This is a genomic window from Thalassolituus maritimus, from assembly GCF_900156675.1.
GTDB classification, from domain to species: domain Bacteria; phylum Pseudomonadota; class Gammaproteobacteria; order Pseudomonadales; family Oceanobacteraceae; genus Thalassolituus; species Thalassolituus maritimus.
This window is the reverse complement of the sequence record NZ_FTOH01000014.1, coordinates 1-18,384: the sequence shown is the minus strand read 5'-3', so window position 1 is coordinate 18,384 and position 18,384 is coordinate 1. Positions and strand designations below refer to the sequence as shown.

The 18,384-nt window shown below is 51.3% G+C and carries 19 protein-coding genes; 14 read left to right on the top strand and 5 right to left on the bottom strand.

Features of this window, described 5'->3' with window-relative positions; all coding sequences use genetic code 11:
- Window positions 1-41 precede the first annotated feature (41 nt).
- Both BW941_RS16550 and BW941_RS16545 read left to right on the top strand, forming a co-directional pair.
- A complete protein-coding gene (locus BW941_RS16550) occupies window positions 42-1,283 on the top strand; it encodes a lipoprotein-releasing ABC transporter permease subunit (protein WP_076517946.1) in 1,242 nt (413 codons plus the stop codon).
- Window positions 1,276-1,956, top strand: coding sequence for an ABC transporter ATP-binding protein (locus BW941_RS16545; protein WP_076517944.1), 681 nt, complete (start codon window positions 1,276-1,278; stop codon window positions 1,954-1,956). Before BW941_RS16550 ends, BW941_RS16545 begins: the two co-directional genes overlap by 8 nt.
- Here BW941_RS16545 and BW941_RS16540 read toward each other — a convergent pair.
- Window positions 1,944-2,480, bottom strand: a complete 537-nt coding sequence (locus tag BW941_RS16540; RefSeq protein WP_068444287.1) for a DUF2062 domain-containing protein — start codon at window positions 2,478-2,480, stop codon at window positions 1,944-1,946. The two genes, BW941_RS16545 and BW941_RS16540, sit on opposite strands and share 13 nt — an antisense overlap.
- A gap of 57 nt (window positions 2,481-2,537) precedes the next feature.
- Between BW941_RS16540 and BW941_RS16535 the strand changes: the two genes are divergently transcribed.
- Genes BW941_RS16535 through murB form a run of 8 tightly spaced genes read left to right on the top strand, consistent with a single transcriptional unit; the run spans window position 2,538 to window position 10,395 of the window.
- Entirely contained in the window at window positions 2,538-4,886 is a 2,349-nt protein-coding gene (locus BW941_RS16535) for a DNA internalization-related competence protein ComEC/Rec2 (protein ID WP_076517943.1), read from the top strand.
- A gap of 33 nt (window positions 4,887-4,919) precedes the next feature.
- Window positions 4,920-5,555 (top strand): MotA/TolQ/ExbB proton channel family protein, encoded by a 636-nt coding sequence (locus BW941_RS16530; protein ID WP_076517941.1) that lies wholly within the window; start codon window positions 4,920-4,922, stop codon window positions 5,553-5,555.
- Entirely contained in the window at window positions 5,552-5,974 is a 423-nt protein-coding gene (locus tag BW941_RS16525; RefSeq protein WP_076517940.1) for an ExbD/TolR family protein, read from the top strand. The genes BW941_RS16530 and BW941_RS16525 overlap by 4 nt, the downstream gene beginning before the upstream one ends.
- A 4-nt stretch (window positions 5,975-5,978) precedes the next feature.
- Window positions 5,979-7,724, top strand: coding sequence for a lipid A export permease/ATP-binding protein MsbA (msbA, locus tag BW941_RS16520; RefSeq protein WP_076517938.1), 1,746 nt, complete (start codon window positions 5,979-5,981; stop codon window positions 7,722-7,724).
- A 2-nt stretch (window positions 7,725-7,726) separates the two neighbouring features.
- Complete coding sequence (gene lpxK / locus BW941_RS16515; protein WP_076517937.1) at window positions 7,727-8,686, top strand: tetraacyldisaccharide 4'-kinase; 960 nt, start codon at window positions 7,727-7,729, stop codon at window positions 8,684-8,686.
- The gene (locus BW941_RS16510; RefSeq protein ID WP_076517935.1) at window positions 8,679-8,888 is read left to right on the top strand and encodes a Trm112 family protein; all 210 of its coding nucleotides are present in this window, start codon (window positions 8,679-8,681) and stop codon (window positions 8,886-8,888) included. The genes lpxK and BW941_RS16510 overlap by 8 nt, the downstream gene beginning before the upstream one ends.
- Complete coding sequence (locus BW941_RS16505) at window positions 8,885-9,370, top strand: low molecular weight protein-tyrosine-phosphatase (protein ID WP_068434726.1); 486 nt, start codon at window positions 8,885-8,887, stop codon at window positions 9,368-9,370. The genes BW941_RS16510 and BW941_RS16505 overlap by 4 nt, the downstream gene beginning before the upstream one ends.
- Window positions 9,370-10,395: a UDP-N-acetylmuramate dehydrogenase gene (gene murB, locus BW941_RS16500; RefSeq protein ID WP_084189095.1), complete on the top strand. Its 1,026-nt coding sequence runs from the start codon at window positions 9,370-9,372 to the stop codon at window positions 10,393-10,395. Before BW941_RS16505 ends, murB begins: the two co-directional genes overlap by 1 nt.
- Here murB and BW941_RS16495 read toward each other — a convergent pair.
- Window positions 10,385-10,810 (bottom strand): MarR family winged helix-turn-helix transcriptional regulator, encoded by a 426-nt coding sequence (locus BW941_RS16495; RefSeq protein ID WP_076517932.1) that lies wholly within the window; start codon window positions 10,808-10,810, stop codon window positions 10,385-10,387. The two genes, murB and BW941_RS16495, sit on opposite strands and share 11 nt — an antisense overlap.
- Window positions 10,811-10,918: 108 nt before the next feature.
- On the opposite strand from BW941_RS16495, the gene BW941_RS16490 reads away from it, so the two are divergent.
- Window positions 10,919-11,725, top strand: a complete 807-nt coding sequence (locus BW941_RS16490) for a siderophore-interacting protein (RefSeq protein WP_076517930.1) — start codon at window positions 10,919-10,921, stop codon at window positions 11,723-11,725.
- 24 nt (window positions 11,726-11,749) lie between these two features.
- Here BW941_RS16490 and BW941_RS16485 read toward each other — a convergent pair whose 3' ends face one another.
- Genes BW941_RS16485 through BW941_RS16475 form a run of 3 tightly spaced genes read right to left on the bottom strand, consistent with a single transcriptional unit; the run spans window position 11,750 to window position 13,903 of the window.
- Complete coding sequence (locus tag BW941_RS16485) at window positions 11,750-12,658, bottom strand: DMT family transporter (protein ID WP_076517929.1); 909 nt, start codon at window positions 12,656-12,658, stop codon at window positions 11,750-11,752.
- An 11-nt stretch (window positions 12,659-12,669) separates the two neighbouring features.
- A complete protein-coding gene (locus BW941_RS16480) occupies window positions 12,670-13,395 on the bottom strand; it encodes a UDP-2,3-diacylglucosamine diphosphatase (protein WP_076517927.1) in 726 nt (241 codons plus the stop codon).
- A 10-nt stretch (window positions 13,396-13,405) separates the two neighbouring features.
- Window positions 13,406-13,903: a peptidylprolyl isomerase gene (locus tag BW941_RS16475; protein WP_076517926.1), complete on the bottom strand. Its 498-nt coding sequence runs from the start codon at window positions 13,901-13,903 to the stop codon at window positions 13,406-13,408.
- 122 nt (window positions 13,904-14,025) lie between these two features.
- On the opposite strand from BW941_RS16475, the gene BW941_RS16470 reads away from it, so the two are divergent.
- The 3 genes from BW941_RS16470 (at window position 14,026) to BW941_RS16460 (ending at window position 18,225) form a co-directional block, all read left to right on the top strand.
- On the top strand, window positions 14,026-15,696 hold the full coding sequence (locus tag BW941_RS16470; protein WP_076517924.1) for a glutamine--tRNA ligase/YqeY domain fusion protein: 1,671 nt from the start codon (window positions 14,026-14,028) through the stop codon (window positions 15,694-15,696).
- Window positions 15,697-15,837: 141 nt separating this feature from the next.
- Window positions 15,838-17,202, top strand: coding sequence for a cysteine--tRNA ligase (gene cysS / locus BW941_RS16465; protein ID WP_076517991.1), 1,365 nt, complete (start codon window positions 15,838-15,840; stop codon window positions 17,200-17,202).
- A 780-nt stretch (window positions 17,203-17,982) separates the two neighbouring features.
- Window positions 17,983-18,225, top strand: a complete 243-nt coding sequence (locus BW941_RS16460) for a hypothetical protein (protein ID WP_076517923.1) — start codon at window positions 17,983-17,985, stop codon at window positions 18,223-18,225.
- The last annotated feature ends 159 nt before the right edge of the window (window positions 18,226-18,384 follow it).

Below are 18,384 nucleotides of genomic sequence, written 5' to 3'. Positions count from 1 at the left end.
ACACTTGCGCGCACGCTTTATTATCACTGGTTGTAGTCCCTATGAGAGCCAATATCCCCCTCTGGATTGGCCTGCGTTATCTGGCCGCGAAACGCAGAAATCACTTTATTTCTTTTATATCAATGTCATCAATGATCGGCATGACGCTCGGTGTGGCGGTTCTGATCCTCGTTCTCTCCGTGATGAATGGCTTCGACCGTGAGCTGAGGGAACGCATCCTCGGCATGGTTCCTCATGCTGTGCTCTACAAATATGGAGGCATTGACGACTGGGAGGTTCTGGCTACGCGTGTTGAGGGCCTGCCAGGCGTAGCGGCGGCAGCACCATTAACCCGGCTACAGGGGATGCTTGGTTACGGTGGTCGGGTGCAGGGGGTGATGATCACTGGTATTGAGCCCGGCGTCGAAGAGCGTGTATCTATCCTTCCTCAGCATATGACAGAAGGTGAGCTTGAGTCGCTGCAGCCAGGCGAGTTCGGCGTAGTGATCGGTGAGCTTCTCGCGAGGCACCTGAAAGTAGGCATGGGCGATAAAATCACCATGATGCTGCCCGAGGCGACCTTGTCTCCAGCGGGTGTTCTCCCGCGCATTAAACGCGTTACTGTCACAGGGATATTTTCAGTCGGAGCCGAGCTGGATTCGAACCTTGCTGTTATCAATATTGATGATGCCCGCAAACTGGGCCGAATTGACGCAGAAGTTCAGTCTCTGCGCATACGCTTTGATGATCTGTTTGATGCACCTGCAGGTATCTGGGAAATCGTCGGGCAGCTGGATGGCCGCTACAGTGGTACCGACTGGACCCGTACACACGGCAATCTCTTTCAGGCTATTCGCATGGAGAAGACCATGATTGGACTGCTACTGCTGATGATTGTTGCGGTTGCAGCCTTCAATATCATCTCCACACTGATCATGGTGGTTACCGACAAACAGGCGGATATCGCGATCCTGCGCACGATGGGCGCCACCCCTCGTACCATAATGGGTATTTTTATGGTGCAGGGCCTGTCTATTGGCGTGGTCGGGGTTCTTCTTGGCACAACGCTCGGGATTATTGGTGCATTGACCATCTCAGATCTGATTGCGGCACTTGAAAGGCTGTTTCAGTTCCAGATTCTTAATGCGGATGTTTACTTTATTTCATACTTGCCGAGCCAGTTGAAACTGTCTGATGTTCTGATCGTTGTGTCTGCATCGCTGACCATCAGCTTCCTCGCTACCCTGTACCCATCTTACCGGGCGTCGCGCGTCCAGCCAGCGGAGGCCCTGCGTTATGAGTAATCCAATCCTTGTCGCTGAAGGCCTGAAAAAGACCTACACCAGTGGCCCACAGGCGGTCACTGTCTGGGAGGATGTCGACCTGACGGTGGATGCCGGAGATTCGGTTGCTATCGTGGGGGCGTCGGGCTCAGGCAAGACGTCTCTTCTGAACGTTCTTGGTGGTCTGGATGATATGGATGCGGGTGACGTTCAGATCTGCGGGCGTAAATTAAGTCAGCTCACCGAACAGGAAAAGACGACACTGCGTAATCAGGATGTAGGTTTTGTATATCAGTTTCATCATCTGTTGCCTGAGTTTTCAGCGCTCGAGAATGTGATGATGCCACTACTGCTTGGTGGGGTATCGCGCTCTGAAGCTAAGCGCCGGGCAACGGAGAGCCTTGAGAGACTGCGCCTTGGAAGTCGTGTTGTTCACAAACCTTCGGAATTGTCTGGTGGTGAACGACAGCGGACAGCCATTGCCCGAGCGCTTGTGACGCGTCCGAAACTCGTCCTGATGGACGAGCCAACAGGAAACCTGGATCAGGGAACGGCGTCAGAGGTTGAGCAATTGATGGCAGAGCTACGGACGGATGCCGAAACCGCGTTTATCACGGTGACGCATGATCAGGCTCTGGCTCGCAGAATGAATCGGGTGTACCACCTGATAGAGGGGCGCCTTCAGTCTGACTGAAGTGCTCTTTGCTGACGCAGGCGTTTGCGTTTTTCCCATGCCTTACTGACATGGCGTCTCCATACCAGATGGATCGCAAAGTAGGCGATAACGCTCAGAAAAATGCCTGCGACCAGTGAGCCGACAAAGAGCGGCGCCCAGAAATCGGCCAGATTATTCAGAACCCAGTCGATTGATAATTCGATGTTAAAGTCCAGCGGGTCTGCGTTCAGAATCTGAGCGCCAAGCAAGTAAGTGGCGTAAAAGATCGGTGGAATAGTGACCGGATTGCTGATCCAGACAAGGCCGATAGAGATCGGCACATTCGCATTGATGTAGAAAGCAAGGAACGCCGCGATCCCCATCTGAAAGGGTAATGGCAGAAACGCTGTGAACACACCGATCAGGAAAGCGCGGGCCACAGCTCGGCGGTTAACGTGCCATAGATTGGGCTTGCTGAAGAGTGGTGACAGGAAACGCAGGGAGCGTTTTCGCTGGACCTGTTCCGGCGACGGGAAAAATCGTTTTAAAAGCTTTTTGGGCATGCTGGTCGCCGTTCATTGATCGCGGCTGAATTATGCACATTACGCCATGGAGTGGCAATGAATCTGACCCTTCTGGGATGCCTTGCGGCTTTGCTTGCAGGGACACTCATACCAATGTCATCGGCAGCCTTGATATCTGCTGCCATTGTGAGTTGCTCTCTGGCAATGGTTGTCATTGCCAGGGCTCGCAATTCTGGCCTGGAAATTATTTTTACGTCCGGCGCTCTCGCTTTGTCACTGCTATGGGGGAGTGGATTTACCGATGCCCAGCTTGGGCACCGCTTGCCTGATGTTTTATACGGTCAGGATGTCTCTGTCACAGGCTGCATTGTCGGCGAGGTTGATCGACAGAACCTCTCAGCTTCAAGATCCCGGGCCAGGTTTCTTCTCGAACTACACGCCAATTCGCTCTCAATAAATGGCCTCCGTTCTGTGCGGGTAAGTTGGTTTGATGCGCCGGATTGGCTTATGACAGGAGCCTGCCTGAAGGGCATCGCCCGACTTAAGCCGCCACGCAGCTATGCCAATGGTCTCAGCTACGACTATGTCGCCAGTATGATGTTCCAGGAGATCGATGCGACTGGCTACCTGACTCGCGGCGAGCAGGTAGAGAGTGTAGCGCCCGGCGTCCTGCTCGGCTCTGGTCTGGCGGATAAGATAAAGCAGGTTGCGTTGGCTGGCTTGACGCCAGAATCATCTGCCTGGGTTAAGGGGTTGGTGTTCGGAGATAAGGCTGCTTTTTCAGCTGAACAATGGCGGAGGGTGAGGGACAGCGGCACGCTGCATCTGCTGGTCGTCAGTGGTCTGCACGTCAGCATGATCGGAGTGATGGCGTTGGTTCTTGGGGCCTTAGTCGCTCGGTTGTTGGCACTACTCTTTGAACTACTCCCGGTGAATCGATCGGTTGTAGGGCTTCGTGCTTTGCCTGTCGCCTGCGCACTTGTGGTGACAGCCGCGTACGTGCTGCTGGCGGGCTCGGGGATTTCCTTAATCAGAGCGTGGTTTATGTTTGCCGTTGCCCTGGCCATCTGGAAGCTACCAATGCGAGTACGACGCGCGTCTTTGTTGCTTATGGCGGCGCTGGTTATCATGATCATTAACCCCCTCAGCTGGACCCAGGCGGGATTCTGGTATTCATTTTGTGCGGTTGCAGCGTTGGTATTCTTCTTTGAAGGGCGACGTTCGACGCGTGTTTCTGCACTGCTAACTCCTCAGCTTCTGATTCTGTTCGCTATGTTGCCGGTTATGCTCTATTTCGGTCAGGAGGTGACGCTGGGCCACCTAATTGCGAACTTTTTCGCTATACCGCTGGTGACTTTGATAATCCTCCCGCTATCACTATTGAGTGCCTCGCAATTGAGTTCATGGGCTGATCCGGCTCTGTCTTTTTTTGTTAGCTTCTTCTGGGGCTTGCTCGATGGTCTGCCTGAATTGCCGTCAGTGAACTTGCATGGCAATTCAACACTGGGGGTACTTGCAGTCGCTGTCTTAGCGTGGATCTGGGCGGGTCGATCGTGGGCGCTTCCTGCCTGTGTATCTGCAATATACGGACTGATGTTCCTTACCTCCGGTGGCATCGGTTCTCAGGCTTCTGGCGTATGGCTTGTAGATAGCGGGCAGGGGCAGGCTATACTCGCCAGCGATGGTAAAACGTCGGTACTGATCGATACAGGCCCTGCGTATTCTGATTCCTTTTCGGTAGCGAGCGCCGCTGTTCTTCCTTTGATGCGTCAGAAAGGAATCGATCACCTGGACGTACTTATTGTTTCTCATTCGGATAATGACCACTCCGGTGGCACTCGGGATATTCTGGAAGCTGTTTCAGTTGGGCGATTCTATGTCGGGCAGCAGCTTCAAGGTTTAAAGCATCAGCTCAACTGCCATGCGTTGAGCTCAATGAATAACGAAGCACAAGTCGCCCTTGACGCAAAAATGCGCATCGAGTTTGTTCCGGTTCCTGAGCGCGTGAGGGATGGCGATAATAATCAGAGTTGCGTGGTCCGTTTGCACTGGTCAGGGTATCGCATCCTGATCCCTGGCGATGCTGACTCGAAGGTTGAGCGGGCTTTAATTGCGGACGATGCTGAGCGGCTTAAGTCCGATATCCTTATCGCGGGTCATCACGGAAGTAACAGCAGCACCAGCTCGATGTGGCTGAAAGCCGTTGAGCCTCAGGTGGTTGTTTTTAGTGCAGGTTATCGCAATCGCTTCAACCATCCTCATCCTGATGTGACGGGTCGAATAGACTCGGAAGGGCTGCCTTACGTGAATACCGCAACGTCTGGGTTGATCGAAATAACACCAGAAGGACAGATAAAACTCATGCGCGCCCAGTGGATGCCTCGTTGGCACGTATCACCCGACGCGGAAAGGGATTTTTCACTTCACGGCCATGTGCTAGAGTAGCGCGCAAACAAAAACTGGCAGGAGACGCTGGACATGCTTGAGATCATCCAGAGTGGTGGTTGGATGATGGTGCCAATTATCATCGCCTCTGTATTGGCACTTGCGATTACCGTAGAACGTTTCTGGACGCTGCGTCCGGGTAAAATTGCGCCGCCTGATCTGCTGTCGCAGGTTTGGGGTTGGATGAAAAACAAACAGTTAGACTCGGCGAAAATCCGGTCTCTCAAAGATTCCAGTCCGTTAGGTAACGTCTTAGCAGCCGGTTTGATCAACTCCCGACATGGTCGCCAGATCATGAAAGAGAGCATTGAAGAGGTGGCTTCGCACGAGATCCATGAAATGGAGCGCTATCTTAACGCTCTTGGTACTGTCGCAGCCGTTGCACCGCTGATGGGCCTGCTCGGTACAGTGATCGGTATGATTAAGGTCTTCGCTGAAATTATGGCTCAGGGTACTGGTCAGGCTAATTTGCTGGCAGGTGGTATTTCGGAAGCTCTGATCACCACGGCAGCAGGTCTGGTTGTTGCGATTCCGGCGCTTATTTGTCATCGCATACTGCAACGCCGTGTCGACGAAATTGTCGTTTACATGGAGCAGGAAGCGCTGAAACTCGTTGATGTACTTCACGGTGAGCGTGAAGTAGCAGACGCTCCGGAGAACGCTGGGTGAATTTTCGTCGTCAGTCGAAAGAAGAGGTAACAGTTAATCTGACGCCTCTGATTGATATCGTATTCCTGTTGCTGATTTTCTTTATGGTGTCGACGACATTCACGAAAGAAAATCATCTCAGCATCAGCTTGCCGGAGTCCAGCTCGGAAGAGACAGGCCAACCGCCGAAAGCGATTGAGATCCTGATTTCAGAGAGCGGAGAGTACAGTATTGATGGCCAACCTCTGGTGAATACCAAGGTAGAAACTCTTAAGCGTGCCATTGAAAAAATCTTAGACGGACGTGAAATCGCTCCCGTGGTTATTTCAGCGGATGCCAGAACGTCCCATGAATCTGTTGTGCGCGCCATGGATGCGGCAGGTCAGCTGGGGTTAATTAACCTCAGCATTACGACACGCAAATCTGCCGGTGGTGACTGAAACTATGGCTACTGAAGCAACTGCAGGCGCTATTTATAAGCGCCTGCTGACCTACCTGGGGCCGCAGAAATGGTACTTTTTGCTGAGTATCATCGGTTTTGCGATGTTTGCGGCTTCTGCTCCGGCGCTTGCTCATTTAATGGGTGTTGTTGAAGAAACCCTGAATGAACCAACGCAGGAGAATATTTTCCTTCTGGTATCTGCGCTCTTTGCTGTTTACCTCTTTCGTGGTATCGGTACCTTTCTTGGTAAGTATTTTACGGCCTTGGTTGGGCGTGAAATTGTGCATGCACTGCGTACCCAGCTGTTCAATCGTATGCTGCGTCTGCCCAGCCAATATTATGATAATGAATCCAGTGGGCGCGTAATATCACGGGTTATTTTTGATGTTGAACAGGTCAACGGCGCCAGCACCAAAGCGTTGACGACGGTGGTTCAGGAAGGTCTTACCGTGACTCTTCTGATGGGGTATCTGATCTGGCTGGACTACACTCTGACGGCGATCTTTCTTGTCGTTATTCCAGTGATTGGTGGTCTCGTTTCTTTAGCGAGTAAATTTTTCCGTCGTTATAGTCGTCGCATCCAGAAATCCATGGGCCAGGTAACTCAGGTTACCAACGAATCGATCAGCGGTTACCGTGAGGTTCGCACCTATAATGCCACCTCGGTTGAGGAACAGCGGTTTCTGAAAGCTAGCAATGAAAACCGTAAGCAGGTGATGAAATTCGCGTTAACGAATGCGATCAACGTCCCTTTGTCTCAGCAGGTTATTGCTACCGGTCTGGGGGTGATGATTTACCTGATGTTTCAGCGTGTGGCCAGTGGCACCATGGACGCAGGTGAATTTCTCCAGTTTATTACTGCTGCGTCTCTGATCGCTAAACCTCTTCGTGCGCTAACCGATGTCAATTCAGTTATTCAGAAAGGCGTTACCGCTGCTGAGTCTGTATTTAGCGTGCTGGATACTGAGACTGAGAAGGATACCGGCACAAAAGAGTTAGGAAAAAGCACCGGCACGGTCGAGTTTAAAGAGGCTCGTTTCCGTTATGCTCAAGCAGAAACGGATGCTATTAAAGGCATCAATCTGAATATCAAAGCCGGTACTTCGGTCGCGTTTGTTGGTCGCTCTGGCAGTGGTAAAACCACCCTGGTGAATCTGCTACCTCGCTTTTACGAATTAACGTCGGGCAGCATCAGCATTGATGGCCACCCAATCAATGAGCTGACGCTTAACTCATTGAGGGAACAGATCGCTATCGTGTCACAGAGTGTGACACTGTTTAATTGCAGCATTCGCGAAAATATTGCTTACGGCAGTCTTGCCGATGCGAGCGACGAAGCCGTTATTGAAGCAGCGAAAGCCGCACATGCGCACGAATTTATTGAGAAACTCCCTGAAGGGTATGACACTCAGGTGGGCGAAAATGGCGTCATGCTCTCGGGCGGTCAGCGTCAGCGTTTGGCAATCGCACGGGCCATTCTTAAAAATGCCCCAATTCTTATTCTGGATGAAGCCACCTCGGCCCTGGATACAGAGTCTGAGCGACACATCCAAGCGGCGATGGAAGAAGTTATGAAGGGCCGTACCACATTGGTTATCGCTCATCGTCTGAGCACCATTGAAAACGTCGACACGATCGTTGTGATTGATGATGGACAGGTTGTTGAATCTGGCCCGCATCAGAAACTTCTTAATCAGCAGGGCGCATACGCTCAGCTTCATCAGCTGCAATTTGCAGAGGAAGAGTGATCGTGGGGTTGGCGGCCCGTATAGAGAAAAACTGGTACGGCCGCGCGCTGGGAAATCTTTGGTTGCTGCCGCTCTGGTGTCTGTTTGTTCTGGTCAGTGCGCTCCGGCGTGCTAAATATCAGATTTTTCCTGCAACGGCGGCAGACACGCCGGTACTCGTTATTGGCAATATTGCCATCGGCGGAACCGGAAAAACGCCCCTGATCACCTTGCTTGCCGAGCTCGCCGCAAAGGAGGGTATTCGCGTCGGTGTCGTGTCTCGCGGGTACGGCGGTCGCGCAGAGCAATACCCTTTGATTGTTGATACAGATACACCTGTCGCGCAGTCGGGTGATGAGCCTGCTCTGCTCGCAGGGCTGGGTCTCCCGGTGGTTGTCGACCCACAGCGAGCCCGTGCGGTAAACGCGTTAAAAGATAAAGTAGATCTGATTCTGTCAGACGATGGCCTGCAGCATTATGCGATGGCCAGAGACGCCGAAATTGTTGTCAGTGATGCGACGCGCGGATTTGGTAATGGCTGGCAGTTGCCGGTTGGGCCTCTGCGTGAGCCCATATCCCGTATCGATGCGTGTGATCTGCACCTGGTAAATGGCGTTGATTTCACGGTGCAGCCGACAGGTTATTTCGTTGATTCGGTTGAGCTGTCGCCTGAGAGTCTGAAGGGCAGGCGTGTTCACGCTGTTGCTGGCATCGGAAATCCAGCGCGCTTTTTTACCACGCTCCGGCAGTTAGGCGCTGATGTTGTAGAGCATGCATTTTCGGATCATCACGCGTTTGTAAAAGAAGATCTTGTGTTTAATGATGATTTACCCGTCGTCATGACAGAGAAAGACTGGGTAAAATGTCGTAACTTTGAACTACCAAATTCTGGATTTCTTCGGGTAAGCGCCGTACCGTCGGAAGCCGCCGAAGAAAACATTTCGCAGTTATTGAAAAGATTGGGAGCAATCCGTCATGGATAAAAAATTACTGAGCATGCTGGTATGCCCTGAGTGTAAAGGCAAATTGAAGTACGACCGTGAAGCTCAGGAGCTTCTGTGTACGTTCGATGGTTTAGCGTATCCGATTCAGGATGGCGTGCCGGTAATGCTGGAAGGCGAAGCTCGTAAGATGAGCGAAGAAGAAAAGCTTGAGAAAGCCAAAGCGGTGAAATCAGCGGAATGATCCGGGTACTGTTTGTTTGCCTCGGCAATATCTGTCGCTCTCCAACGGCGCACGGCGTCATGCTGGGGCTGCTGGAGAGTGAGGGTCTGAATGATCAGGTCTTTGTCGACTCTGCGGGAACAGCAGGGTGGCATATCGGTAAAACGCCGGACCCGCGCTCTCAGCAGGCGGCCCTCGCGCGGGGCGTTGATATTTCTGATCAGCGCGCACGCCAGGTTTCTGCAGAAGATTTTGAAACTTTCGATTATGTTCTGGCAATGGATCGATCAAACCTCGACGATCTGAAAGCGCTCTATGCCAGTAATGGAAGTCAGGGCACTGAGCCCAAGTTGTTTTTGCGTGCATTTGGACGCAGCTTTGACGAACATGAAGTGCCTGATCCCTATTACGGTGGTGAGGCAGGATTTCGTCATGTTCTTGATCTGGTTGAAGACGCCTGTGACGGCTTGCTGGCCGACATCCGGCAGAAGATGGATGCCTGATGCCCCAGATGCCGGTCATTTCTGAACACTATTCGCTCCACGATAAAAATACGCTCAGACTGGCTTCGTGTGCGGAGTACTTCGCAACATTTACCTCAAGTGATGAACTTGCGGAGCTTGTTCGCTGGGCAGAGCAGAAGAGTCTTGCGATTCGCGTCCTCGGAGGGGGAAGCAATGTTCTTATGCCTGAGTTCGTTCAGGGGCTCGTTATTCAGTCAAAAGATGAAACGGTATCAGTCGTTTCTGAAGATGAAAACTCAGTCGTTATAGATGTGGCGGCCGGGAAGTGCTGGCACGACTGGGTGGTTGAAAGTATTCAGTATGGCCACGGTCTTGAGAATCTTGCACTGATTCCAGGTTCTGTCGGCGCCTCGCCTGTACAGAATATCGGTGCCTATGGTGTTGAGGTGTCAGACCTTCTTGTCTCTGTGACTGGGTTCAGTATTGCAGAACAGCGCATGCTGACAATTGAAAAAGCAGATTGCGATTTTTCCTATCGTGATTCTGTTTTTAAAAATCGCCTGAAAAATAATTTTGTTATTTGTAGTGTCAGGTTTCGATTGAATAAGCTCTTTTCGCCAAATCTTGAATATGCGCCGCTTAATTCGCTCGAACCAAATACGTTCTCTGCTCAGGATTTGATCGATTTTGTGGTCGGTGTCCGGTCGGCAAAACTGCCAGATCCTAGACTGATTCCTAATGCTGGCTCCTTTTTTAAAAACCCGATTGTCAGTACTGAGACCGCCGAAGACCTCAAAAACCTGCACCCAACACTGCCTGTTTATCCGGTTCATAGTTCTCCCCAGAGTGCTAAGTTGGCGGCAGGCTGGTTAATTGAGCAGTGTGGCTTTAAAGGCAAAGCGTACGGGCCCGTCGCCATGTATGAAAAACAAGCGCTCGTGCTGACCGCTCCGGGAGAGGCTGACCTACAGGATGTCGCCCGCTTGCAAAGCCTGGTGCAGACAGAAGTCGAATCACGCTTTGGTGTCCGCCTCGACCCTGAGCCACAACTCTTTACTGACTGAGGTTTCTGCTCAGTTTATTCAGAGTATCAAGGCACTGAGTCAGGTCGGCAGCGTTTACGCCAGTGGCCATTCGTTCAGTTATGTTTGCCTCAGGTCGTTTGCTTTCTTTAATTAGCTGGCTCCCATAATCCGTCACTTCTATAAGCTGACTTCGCTTGTCCTCTGGGTTCTGCTTTCGCTCTATAAGTTGTTTCTTCTCCAGTGTCGCCAGCATCCTCGTTATCTGTGCTTTGTCGCGATTCAACACCCGCGTAAGGCGCAGGGGAGTGCAGGAGTCCTGACGTTCAATCACTCTGAGAACCTTCACCTCAGTCGGTGTCAGTGACACACCTGCATTGCTTAACTCATCCTGCAATGCGCTCTTGAATGCATGCAGAAGGTCTGAAGCTGCGCTGACCACTTGGATATCTGACATAACTTTTCTGAACCTGTCTGTTCTTTAGTTGATGGTGTCAACTATATTTGGAATTATGTTGATATTATCAACTATATTGAAAATAAGGCCAAGCGCCGGGAATCCTGAATGTCAGTAGAAGAGCACAAATACGAAGACAACAGATACGAACCTTACCTTGAGCGTGTGAAGTTTGATCTGATCAAGCGGAAGGTAACGGTCGCACGCAAAGAATGTATTGGCGACAGTCTGGTAAGGCTGTATTTACAGGGGCCAGAGTTAAGAGGTTTCAGGTCTGAGTCACCAGATGATCATATTAAAATTTTCCTTCCAGACGCATCGGGAGATCTGTCGGTTAAGCGTGACTACACACCTCGTCGTTATGATGCTGAGCGCAATGAATTGTTGCTTGAGTTTGTCGCACACCCTGGTGGTCCCGCAGCGGAATGGGCCATGGCAGCGGACATCGGAGACACGCTTGAATTCGGTGGCCCGAGAGGTTCCCAGAAAATCCACAATCCAGAAGGGCGTTGGCTGCTGATTGGAGATGAATCAGCCATTCCCGCAATCGCTCGCCGGATCGAGGAAAGCGCGGCTGGTGAAGCCGTTACAGCTGTCTTGCTCGTGCAGTCGCCAGCGGATGCGGAGGCAATCTACTCATGGGCTGAGAGTGTTAGCGGTGCTGCACAGAGCATTGACCTGAGCATTCATTGTATTCAGAGGCCGCTGTCGCAGGCTGACGATGCCACCGGGATTCTTTCGTACCTGAAAGAGTCGAACGTCGAAGCTGGTACCTTCTCCTGGATAGCGGGCGAGAGCAGCATGGTAAAGTCCGTACGCCGTTACCTGATGGACGATCTGAAGTGGTCAAAGAACTACATCAAAGCCTCTGGTTACTGGAAACAGGGCGCATCAGAAGGAAAGGAAAATTTCTAAACCGCCGCGAGCTTCAAACTCAGCTTATTGGCGGGCAGGCTTCTTGGAAAGCGTGACGATGGCAATACCGCCGAGCACCAGCAGAGAGGCAATAACGAATCGACTGGTGATGGGCTCTGCCGCGAATAGCAATCCACCAACGGCGGCAATGACCGGCACTGAGAGCTGGACGACCGCCGCTTGAGATACCCGAAGGTGGTTGATGACGGCATACCACACTGCATAGCCTGCACCCGATGCAAGTGCGCCTGATGCGATGGCGAGCAGGAGGCCTCTTTCCGTTAGGTAAACGTCGCCCAAAAAGTAAAAAAGCAGAATCAGCGCAGGTATGCACGAGCGTAAAAAGTTTCCACTGGTGTCTGCCAGAGGCGTCGCTGAGCCTCGCCCGATCAGGGTATATACGCCCCAGGCTGCCCCCGATATGGCCATAAGAACGAAGCCAGCAAGCTCAGGTGCTTCTGATCCTGGCAGCAGCATATAACTTAAGCCGCCAAAGGCCAGAAGAATGCCGGCCCATTCTGTGAGCGCAGGTCGATGCCCACGAAAAGCGCCAATCAGAATCATGGATAGCTGCACAAAACCAAACAGAATAAGTGCGCCTGCGCCGGTATCAATGCTGATGTAACCGAATGACAGGGTCGCTGCGTAAATAAACAGAGCCGTTGCGGCGGGCCAGTTGCCGTAATTCAGGATTTGGTTCGGTCGACTGGGCTTCAACAGGATTAACGAGAGTAGGGCTAGAAAAACGGCGCCAGCAATAAGCCGCATCAGGGTGTATCCGGCCGGGTCGATAGTTTCGTCTTTGAGTGCCAGTCGGCAGAGGACAGAATTACCGGCAAAGGCAAGCATTGCAAAGGCGGTGAGCCCTAGTGTGCGAAGCCAGTGAGGCGGGCGGGAGTGATCTTGATCGCTGGGGCTAATGTTGGAACTCATAAAAGTCCGGGTTAAAACCCGAACTTTTCTAAGACAGGGCTTGAGCCCTCATCCCAGCGGATAAGCCAGCCGTGAGCGTCGCCCCAGTCACCGAGTACGATGCGCTGACGCTTCTGGCCGTTACATTCCCAGTCATGAGTTGCAGGGCGGTGAGTGTGACCGTGAATCAGCAGGCTTACTTTCGCATCATCCATCACCTTGTCGACCTCTTCGGGGGTGACGTCCATGATGTCGTCCGCTTTCATCTGCTGGCCAGCTTTGCTCTCTGACCTGACCTGTTGACCAATGGCCAGTCGTTCTTCGATCGACTTGTTCAACAGATCGGCCTGCCACTCAGGGTTGCGGAACAGCTGTCGCATGTTCATGTAAGCAACGTCACGGGTACACAAGCTATCACCGTGCATCAGCAGCGCTTGCTGATCGCCAACGGTAATAACCGTACCTTCAGCGAGCATGTCCGCGCCGCAGGCATTGGCAAACACATCGCCCATCAGAAAGTCGCGATTACCGTGCATAAAGAAAATCTTTACGCCTTGATCCGCGAGAGCTTTCAGTGAGGTTTGAATGCGTTCAACCAGAGCGTCGGTGTAATCGTCACCGATCCAGACTTCGAAGAAGTCGCCGAGAATATACAGTGTCTCTGCGCCTTTGAGCCGGTCCAGCAGTCCGAAGAAGCCTTCGGACATGGCTGGTCGGTTGCCCTGCAGGTGCAGGTCAGAAATAAAGTAATGCGTCATAGAAACCGGATCAGTCAGCGATGACTTCAGCTTTCTCGATGATTACGTCTTCCGCAGGTACGTCCTGGTGGCCCATGGCCATCGTGGTACGCACGCCTTTGATGCGGTTTACCACATCCATGCCTTCAGTTACTTTGCCGAATACTGCGTAGCCCCAACCCTGCATGTCTTTGCTGGTGTGGTTAAGGAAGGCGTTATCAGCAACGTTGATAAAGAACTGCGCGCTGGCAGAGTGTGGGTCCATGGTGCGGGCCATCGCCAGGGTGCCAACTTCGTTCTTGAGGCCGTTGTCAGCTTCGTTTTCGATAGGCTCGCGAGTCGCCTTCTCTTTCATGCCTGGCTCCATGCCGCCGCCCTGAATCATGAAACCGTCGATGACGCGGTGGAAGATAACGCCGTCGTAGAAGCCATCTTTAACGTACTGCTCGAAGTTCGCGGCAGTTTTAGGAGCTTTCTCGTGGTTCAGTTCGACTTTGATGTCACCAAGGTTGGTTTTCAGCAGGATCATGATTTCTCTCAGCTCAAATAGTGTGTTCGGGTATCCCTTGCGGGCTTTCGGCGCGTATAATACCGCCTTTTTCCACGGCCCGACATGGGGCGGCTATCGTTTCTGTACAGATACGGACCAATATGACTGATACGACATCGAACACCAGTAATAATTTCATCGCCAAAATCATTCAGGAAGACCTTGATGCCGGGCGCGTGCAATCGGTGCAGACCCGATTCCCGCCAGAGCCAAATGGTTACCTCCATGTCGGCCATGCGAAATCCATCTGTCTTAACTTCGGTGTTGCCGAACAGTTTGATGGCGCATGTAACCTGCGTTTCGATGACACCAACCCAGAGAAAGAAAGCCAGGAATTCATTGATGCGATTAAAGACGACATCACCTGGCTTGGTTATCAGTGGAAGGGCGACATTCACTACGCGTCTGATTATTTTGATCAGCTGCACGACTGGGCGGTTGAACTGATCAAGGCCGACAAAGCCTATGTCTGTGACCTGAACGCCGAAGAGGCGCGCGAATATCGCGGCACCCTGACCGAGCCGGGTAAGAACAGCCCATATCGCGAGCGCACTGTCGAAGAGAATCTCGACCTGTTTGCTCGTATGAAAGAGGGAGAGTTCGATACGGGTGCGAAAGTTCTGCGCGCTAAGATCGACATGGCCTCGCCGAACATGAATATGCGTGATCCGATCATCTACCGCATTCGTAAGATCACCCATCACCAGACCGGTGATAAGTGGTGCATCTACCCGACCTATGACTTCACTCATGGGCAGTCGGATGCGATTGAGGGCATCACTCACTCTGTGTGTACGCTTGAATTCGAAGATCACCGCCCATTGTACGAGTGGTTCATCGAAAACCTGCCGGTGCCTGCGCAGCCAAAGCAGTACGAGTTCGGTCGCCTGAACCTCGACTACACAGTAACGTCTAAACGTAAGCTCAAGTTCCTGGTTGATGAAGGCGTGGTCGCTGGCTGGGATGACCCGCGTATGCCGACTATTTCCGGTATGCGCCGTCGTGGTTTTACCCCAAACTCAATTCGTACCTTCTGCGACATGATTGGCGTAACCCGCAGTGATGGCATGGTAGATGTAGCCATGCTGGAGCACGCGTTGCGTAGCGACCTGAACCAGAATGCACCTCGCGCCATGGCCGTACTCAAACCATTGAAAGTGGTGATTGAAAATCTGCCTGAAGATCACAAAGAAATGCTCAAAGCGCCGTTCCACCCAGAGCTGGACCTGGGCGAGCGTGAGATGCCATTTACGCGTGAAATCTTTATTGATCAGGACGACTTCAAAGAAGAGTACAGCAAAAAGTTCAAGAAGAAGTTCTGTCCGGGCAAACGCATCCGTCTACGTTTCTCTTATGTCATTGAAGCAACCGATTACGAGAAAGACGCCGATGGCAATGTCACGCTCGTGAAGGCGAAGCTGATTGAAAATACCCTAGGTGAAAATCCGGAAGACGGCGTAAATCCGAAGGGTGTTGTTCATTGGGTGTCGGCCACCGATCACAAAGAAGCCGAACTGCGTCTGTACGAGCGACTCTTCACCAGCGCGACGCCAGACAAAGGCGAGGGCGACTTTATGGATCACGTGAATAAAGATTCATTGAGTGTTGTTACCGCACTGATCGAACCGGCACTTGCAGAAGTGGATGCTGAAGCAAACTTCCAGTTTGAGCGCGAAGGCTACTACGTTGCTGATCGTTTTGAGCACACGGCAGAAAAACCGATTTTCAATTTAACGATTGGGCTTCGCGAAGACAAATCCCTGTCAAGCTAACTGCCTCGCAATTGCTTTGTTGGAAGCAGATTCAGAAATGCTCATTTACACCAGTAAACTCCGCTTTCTGAATCTACTTCCGCCTCGCACTTCCTGCGTCGTTCGAGCTTGATAAAAGATATACTTGGAAAAAACATGACACTGAAGATTTTTAACACCCTGACCCGACAGAAAGAAGAATTCAAACCCCTCGTACCCGGTAAGGTTGGCATGTACGTGTGTGGCATGACGGTCTACGATTTCTGTCACCTGGGGCATGCCCGTGTCATGGTCGCGTTCGATGTTATTGCGCGTTATCTGCGCCATCGCGGTTACGATGTGAATTACATCCGTAATATCACCGACATCGACGACAAAATCATTCAGCGTGCTAACGAAAATGGCGAAGCCTTTGATGCACTCACTGAGCGCTTTATCGCAGAAATGCACAAAGACTCAGAGTTGCTCGGTATCGAAAAGCCAGACGCAGAGCCAAAAGCCACCGCCCACATCGGTGACATCATCAAGTTGGTTGAAACTTTGATCGAAAAGGGTTTTGCTTACGCGGCTGATAATGGTGACGTGTATTACCGTGTTCGTAAGTTTGAAGGTTACGGCAAGCTGTCGGGCAAGGTTCTTGATGAACTCGAAGCTGGCGCCCGTGTAGAGGTGGGCGACGTCAAAGAAGACCCGCTCGACTTCGTACTTTGGAAATCCGCTAAGCCAGAAGAGCCACACTGGGATTCTCCTTGGGGTATTGGTCGCCCAGGCTGGCACATCGAATGTTCTGCGATGTCGACCTGCTGCTTAGGCGATACCTTCGACATTCACGGCGGTGGCCCGGATCTTAAATTCCCGCACCACGAGAATGAGATCGCTCAGTCAGAAGCAGCAACCGGCAAAAAATACGTCAATACCTGGATGCATGCTGGGGCAGTACGTGTCGATGGCGAGAAGATGTCTAAATCACTGGGCAACTTCTTCACTATTCGTGAAATTCTCGATAAGTACCCGGCAGAAGTCGTTCGCTTCCTGCTGCTGTCGAGCCAGTACCGCAGCCCAATTAATTACTCAGAAGACAGCCTGAAAGAAGCGCAGACTAAGCTCGAACGTTTCTATAATGCACTGCTGAGTGTTGAAGTGGGTTCTGTCAGCGATATTGATAACGACTACAGCGCACGTTTCCACGCAGCGATGGACGACGACTTCAATACGCCGGTTGCTATCGCTGTGCTGTTTGATCTGGTGCGCGACCTGAACAAAGCATCAGGCGAAGAGCAGGCCGCACTGGCGGGCCAGCTTCGTCATCTGGGCGGCGTGCTGGGCTGCTTGCAGTCTGACCCGCAAAGCTTCCTTCAGTCGGGTGCTGGTGATGAAGCGGAATGGATCGAAGAAATGATCCAGAAGCGTGCAGAAGCCAAAAAAGCCAAAGACTTTGCGACAGCAGACGCTGTACGTGACGAGCTGGTTGCTAAAGGTATTGTGCTGAAAGACGGACCAGAAGGGACGACCTGGTCGAAATCGTAATCTAATAAAAAAGTACTAGATTAACAAATAAAACGCCGGGCAATGCCCGGCGTTTTTGTATCCAGAATTAGTCACACAGGACACAGCTATGCTCACGAAAATTGTATGGATGGATAAACAGTATATTTGGAGTGTCGCGTAAAAACTTGCGCGTTTGCATGGTTAGTCGGAAATTCACACCTTGCAATCTATCAATAGTAAATAAGCCATATAAATCAGTAGGTTGTAGTGTTTAGTGGTGTGATAGTGTGCCAAATGTAAAGACAGCGGAGGTGTGCAAACGTGCACGCACGCTTTCACACTGGCAAAAGGCGTCGCCTCAGGCACTTTTCATAGTGGTGTCCGGGGGTTATGCTCGAAATATTGAAAGGGACAGGGGTGTGTAAAGGAGCACGCTTACGAATAAACTGTTATAGCTAACATCTAAGCTAACGAGGTAGTAAGTTTGAGATTGAAATTACTAGTACATGTTCTTGTAATATTCTCCCTTGGAGGATGTACTGTGGCAGGGTCTTTAAATCACTTTAATCACAGTGCATTGAACCGGGCAGCGTTCGATTTAGATTGTGAAACTGAAAATCTAAAGGTTACACGGTTAGGTAGCGGTACCTATGGCGTATCAGGCTGTGGCAAGAAGGCTGTGTATGTTCTCGTGGGTAGTAAGTATTTTAGAAATTCAGAGATCACTGGCGAATAATGTATCGCTATAACAAGCAAAGGCAGGCTGGGACGGCTTCGCCGCCCCTGCTTTGAACGTTATGATTATTATGGATCTTTGATATGACAGATGAGCATTGGGATGATCAACTTCCGAGAGAGGAAGGCATCTATAAAATGAAAACGCCGGATGGCAATGTTGAGCTAGTTCAGATAGAGAATTTCGTTATCGACAATAACCCAGCTAGGCCCAAGAATCTTCACGTTGTACACATAAATGGTGATGACCCAGACGATCCTGAGTACTACTCATTGAATAGTATACAAAATGAGTATGAGTACTCTTGGCAGCGTCAATTACAGTGATAAGTCATAACAAGCGGCCGTTGAGGCCACTTAAAAGCGTGGCGGGACGCGCAAAAGCGCGCGCTGATCTGTAACCACTTTCATGGACAGTTTTTTCTGTTCATTAAAGAGGTGCAGTGTGGGACAAACAAAAAAGAGAAACTATGATCGCTATACGTT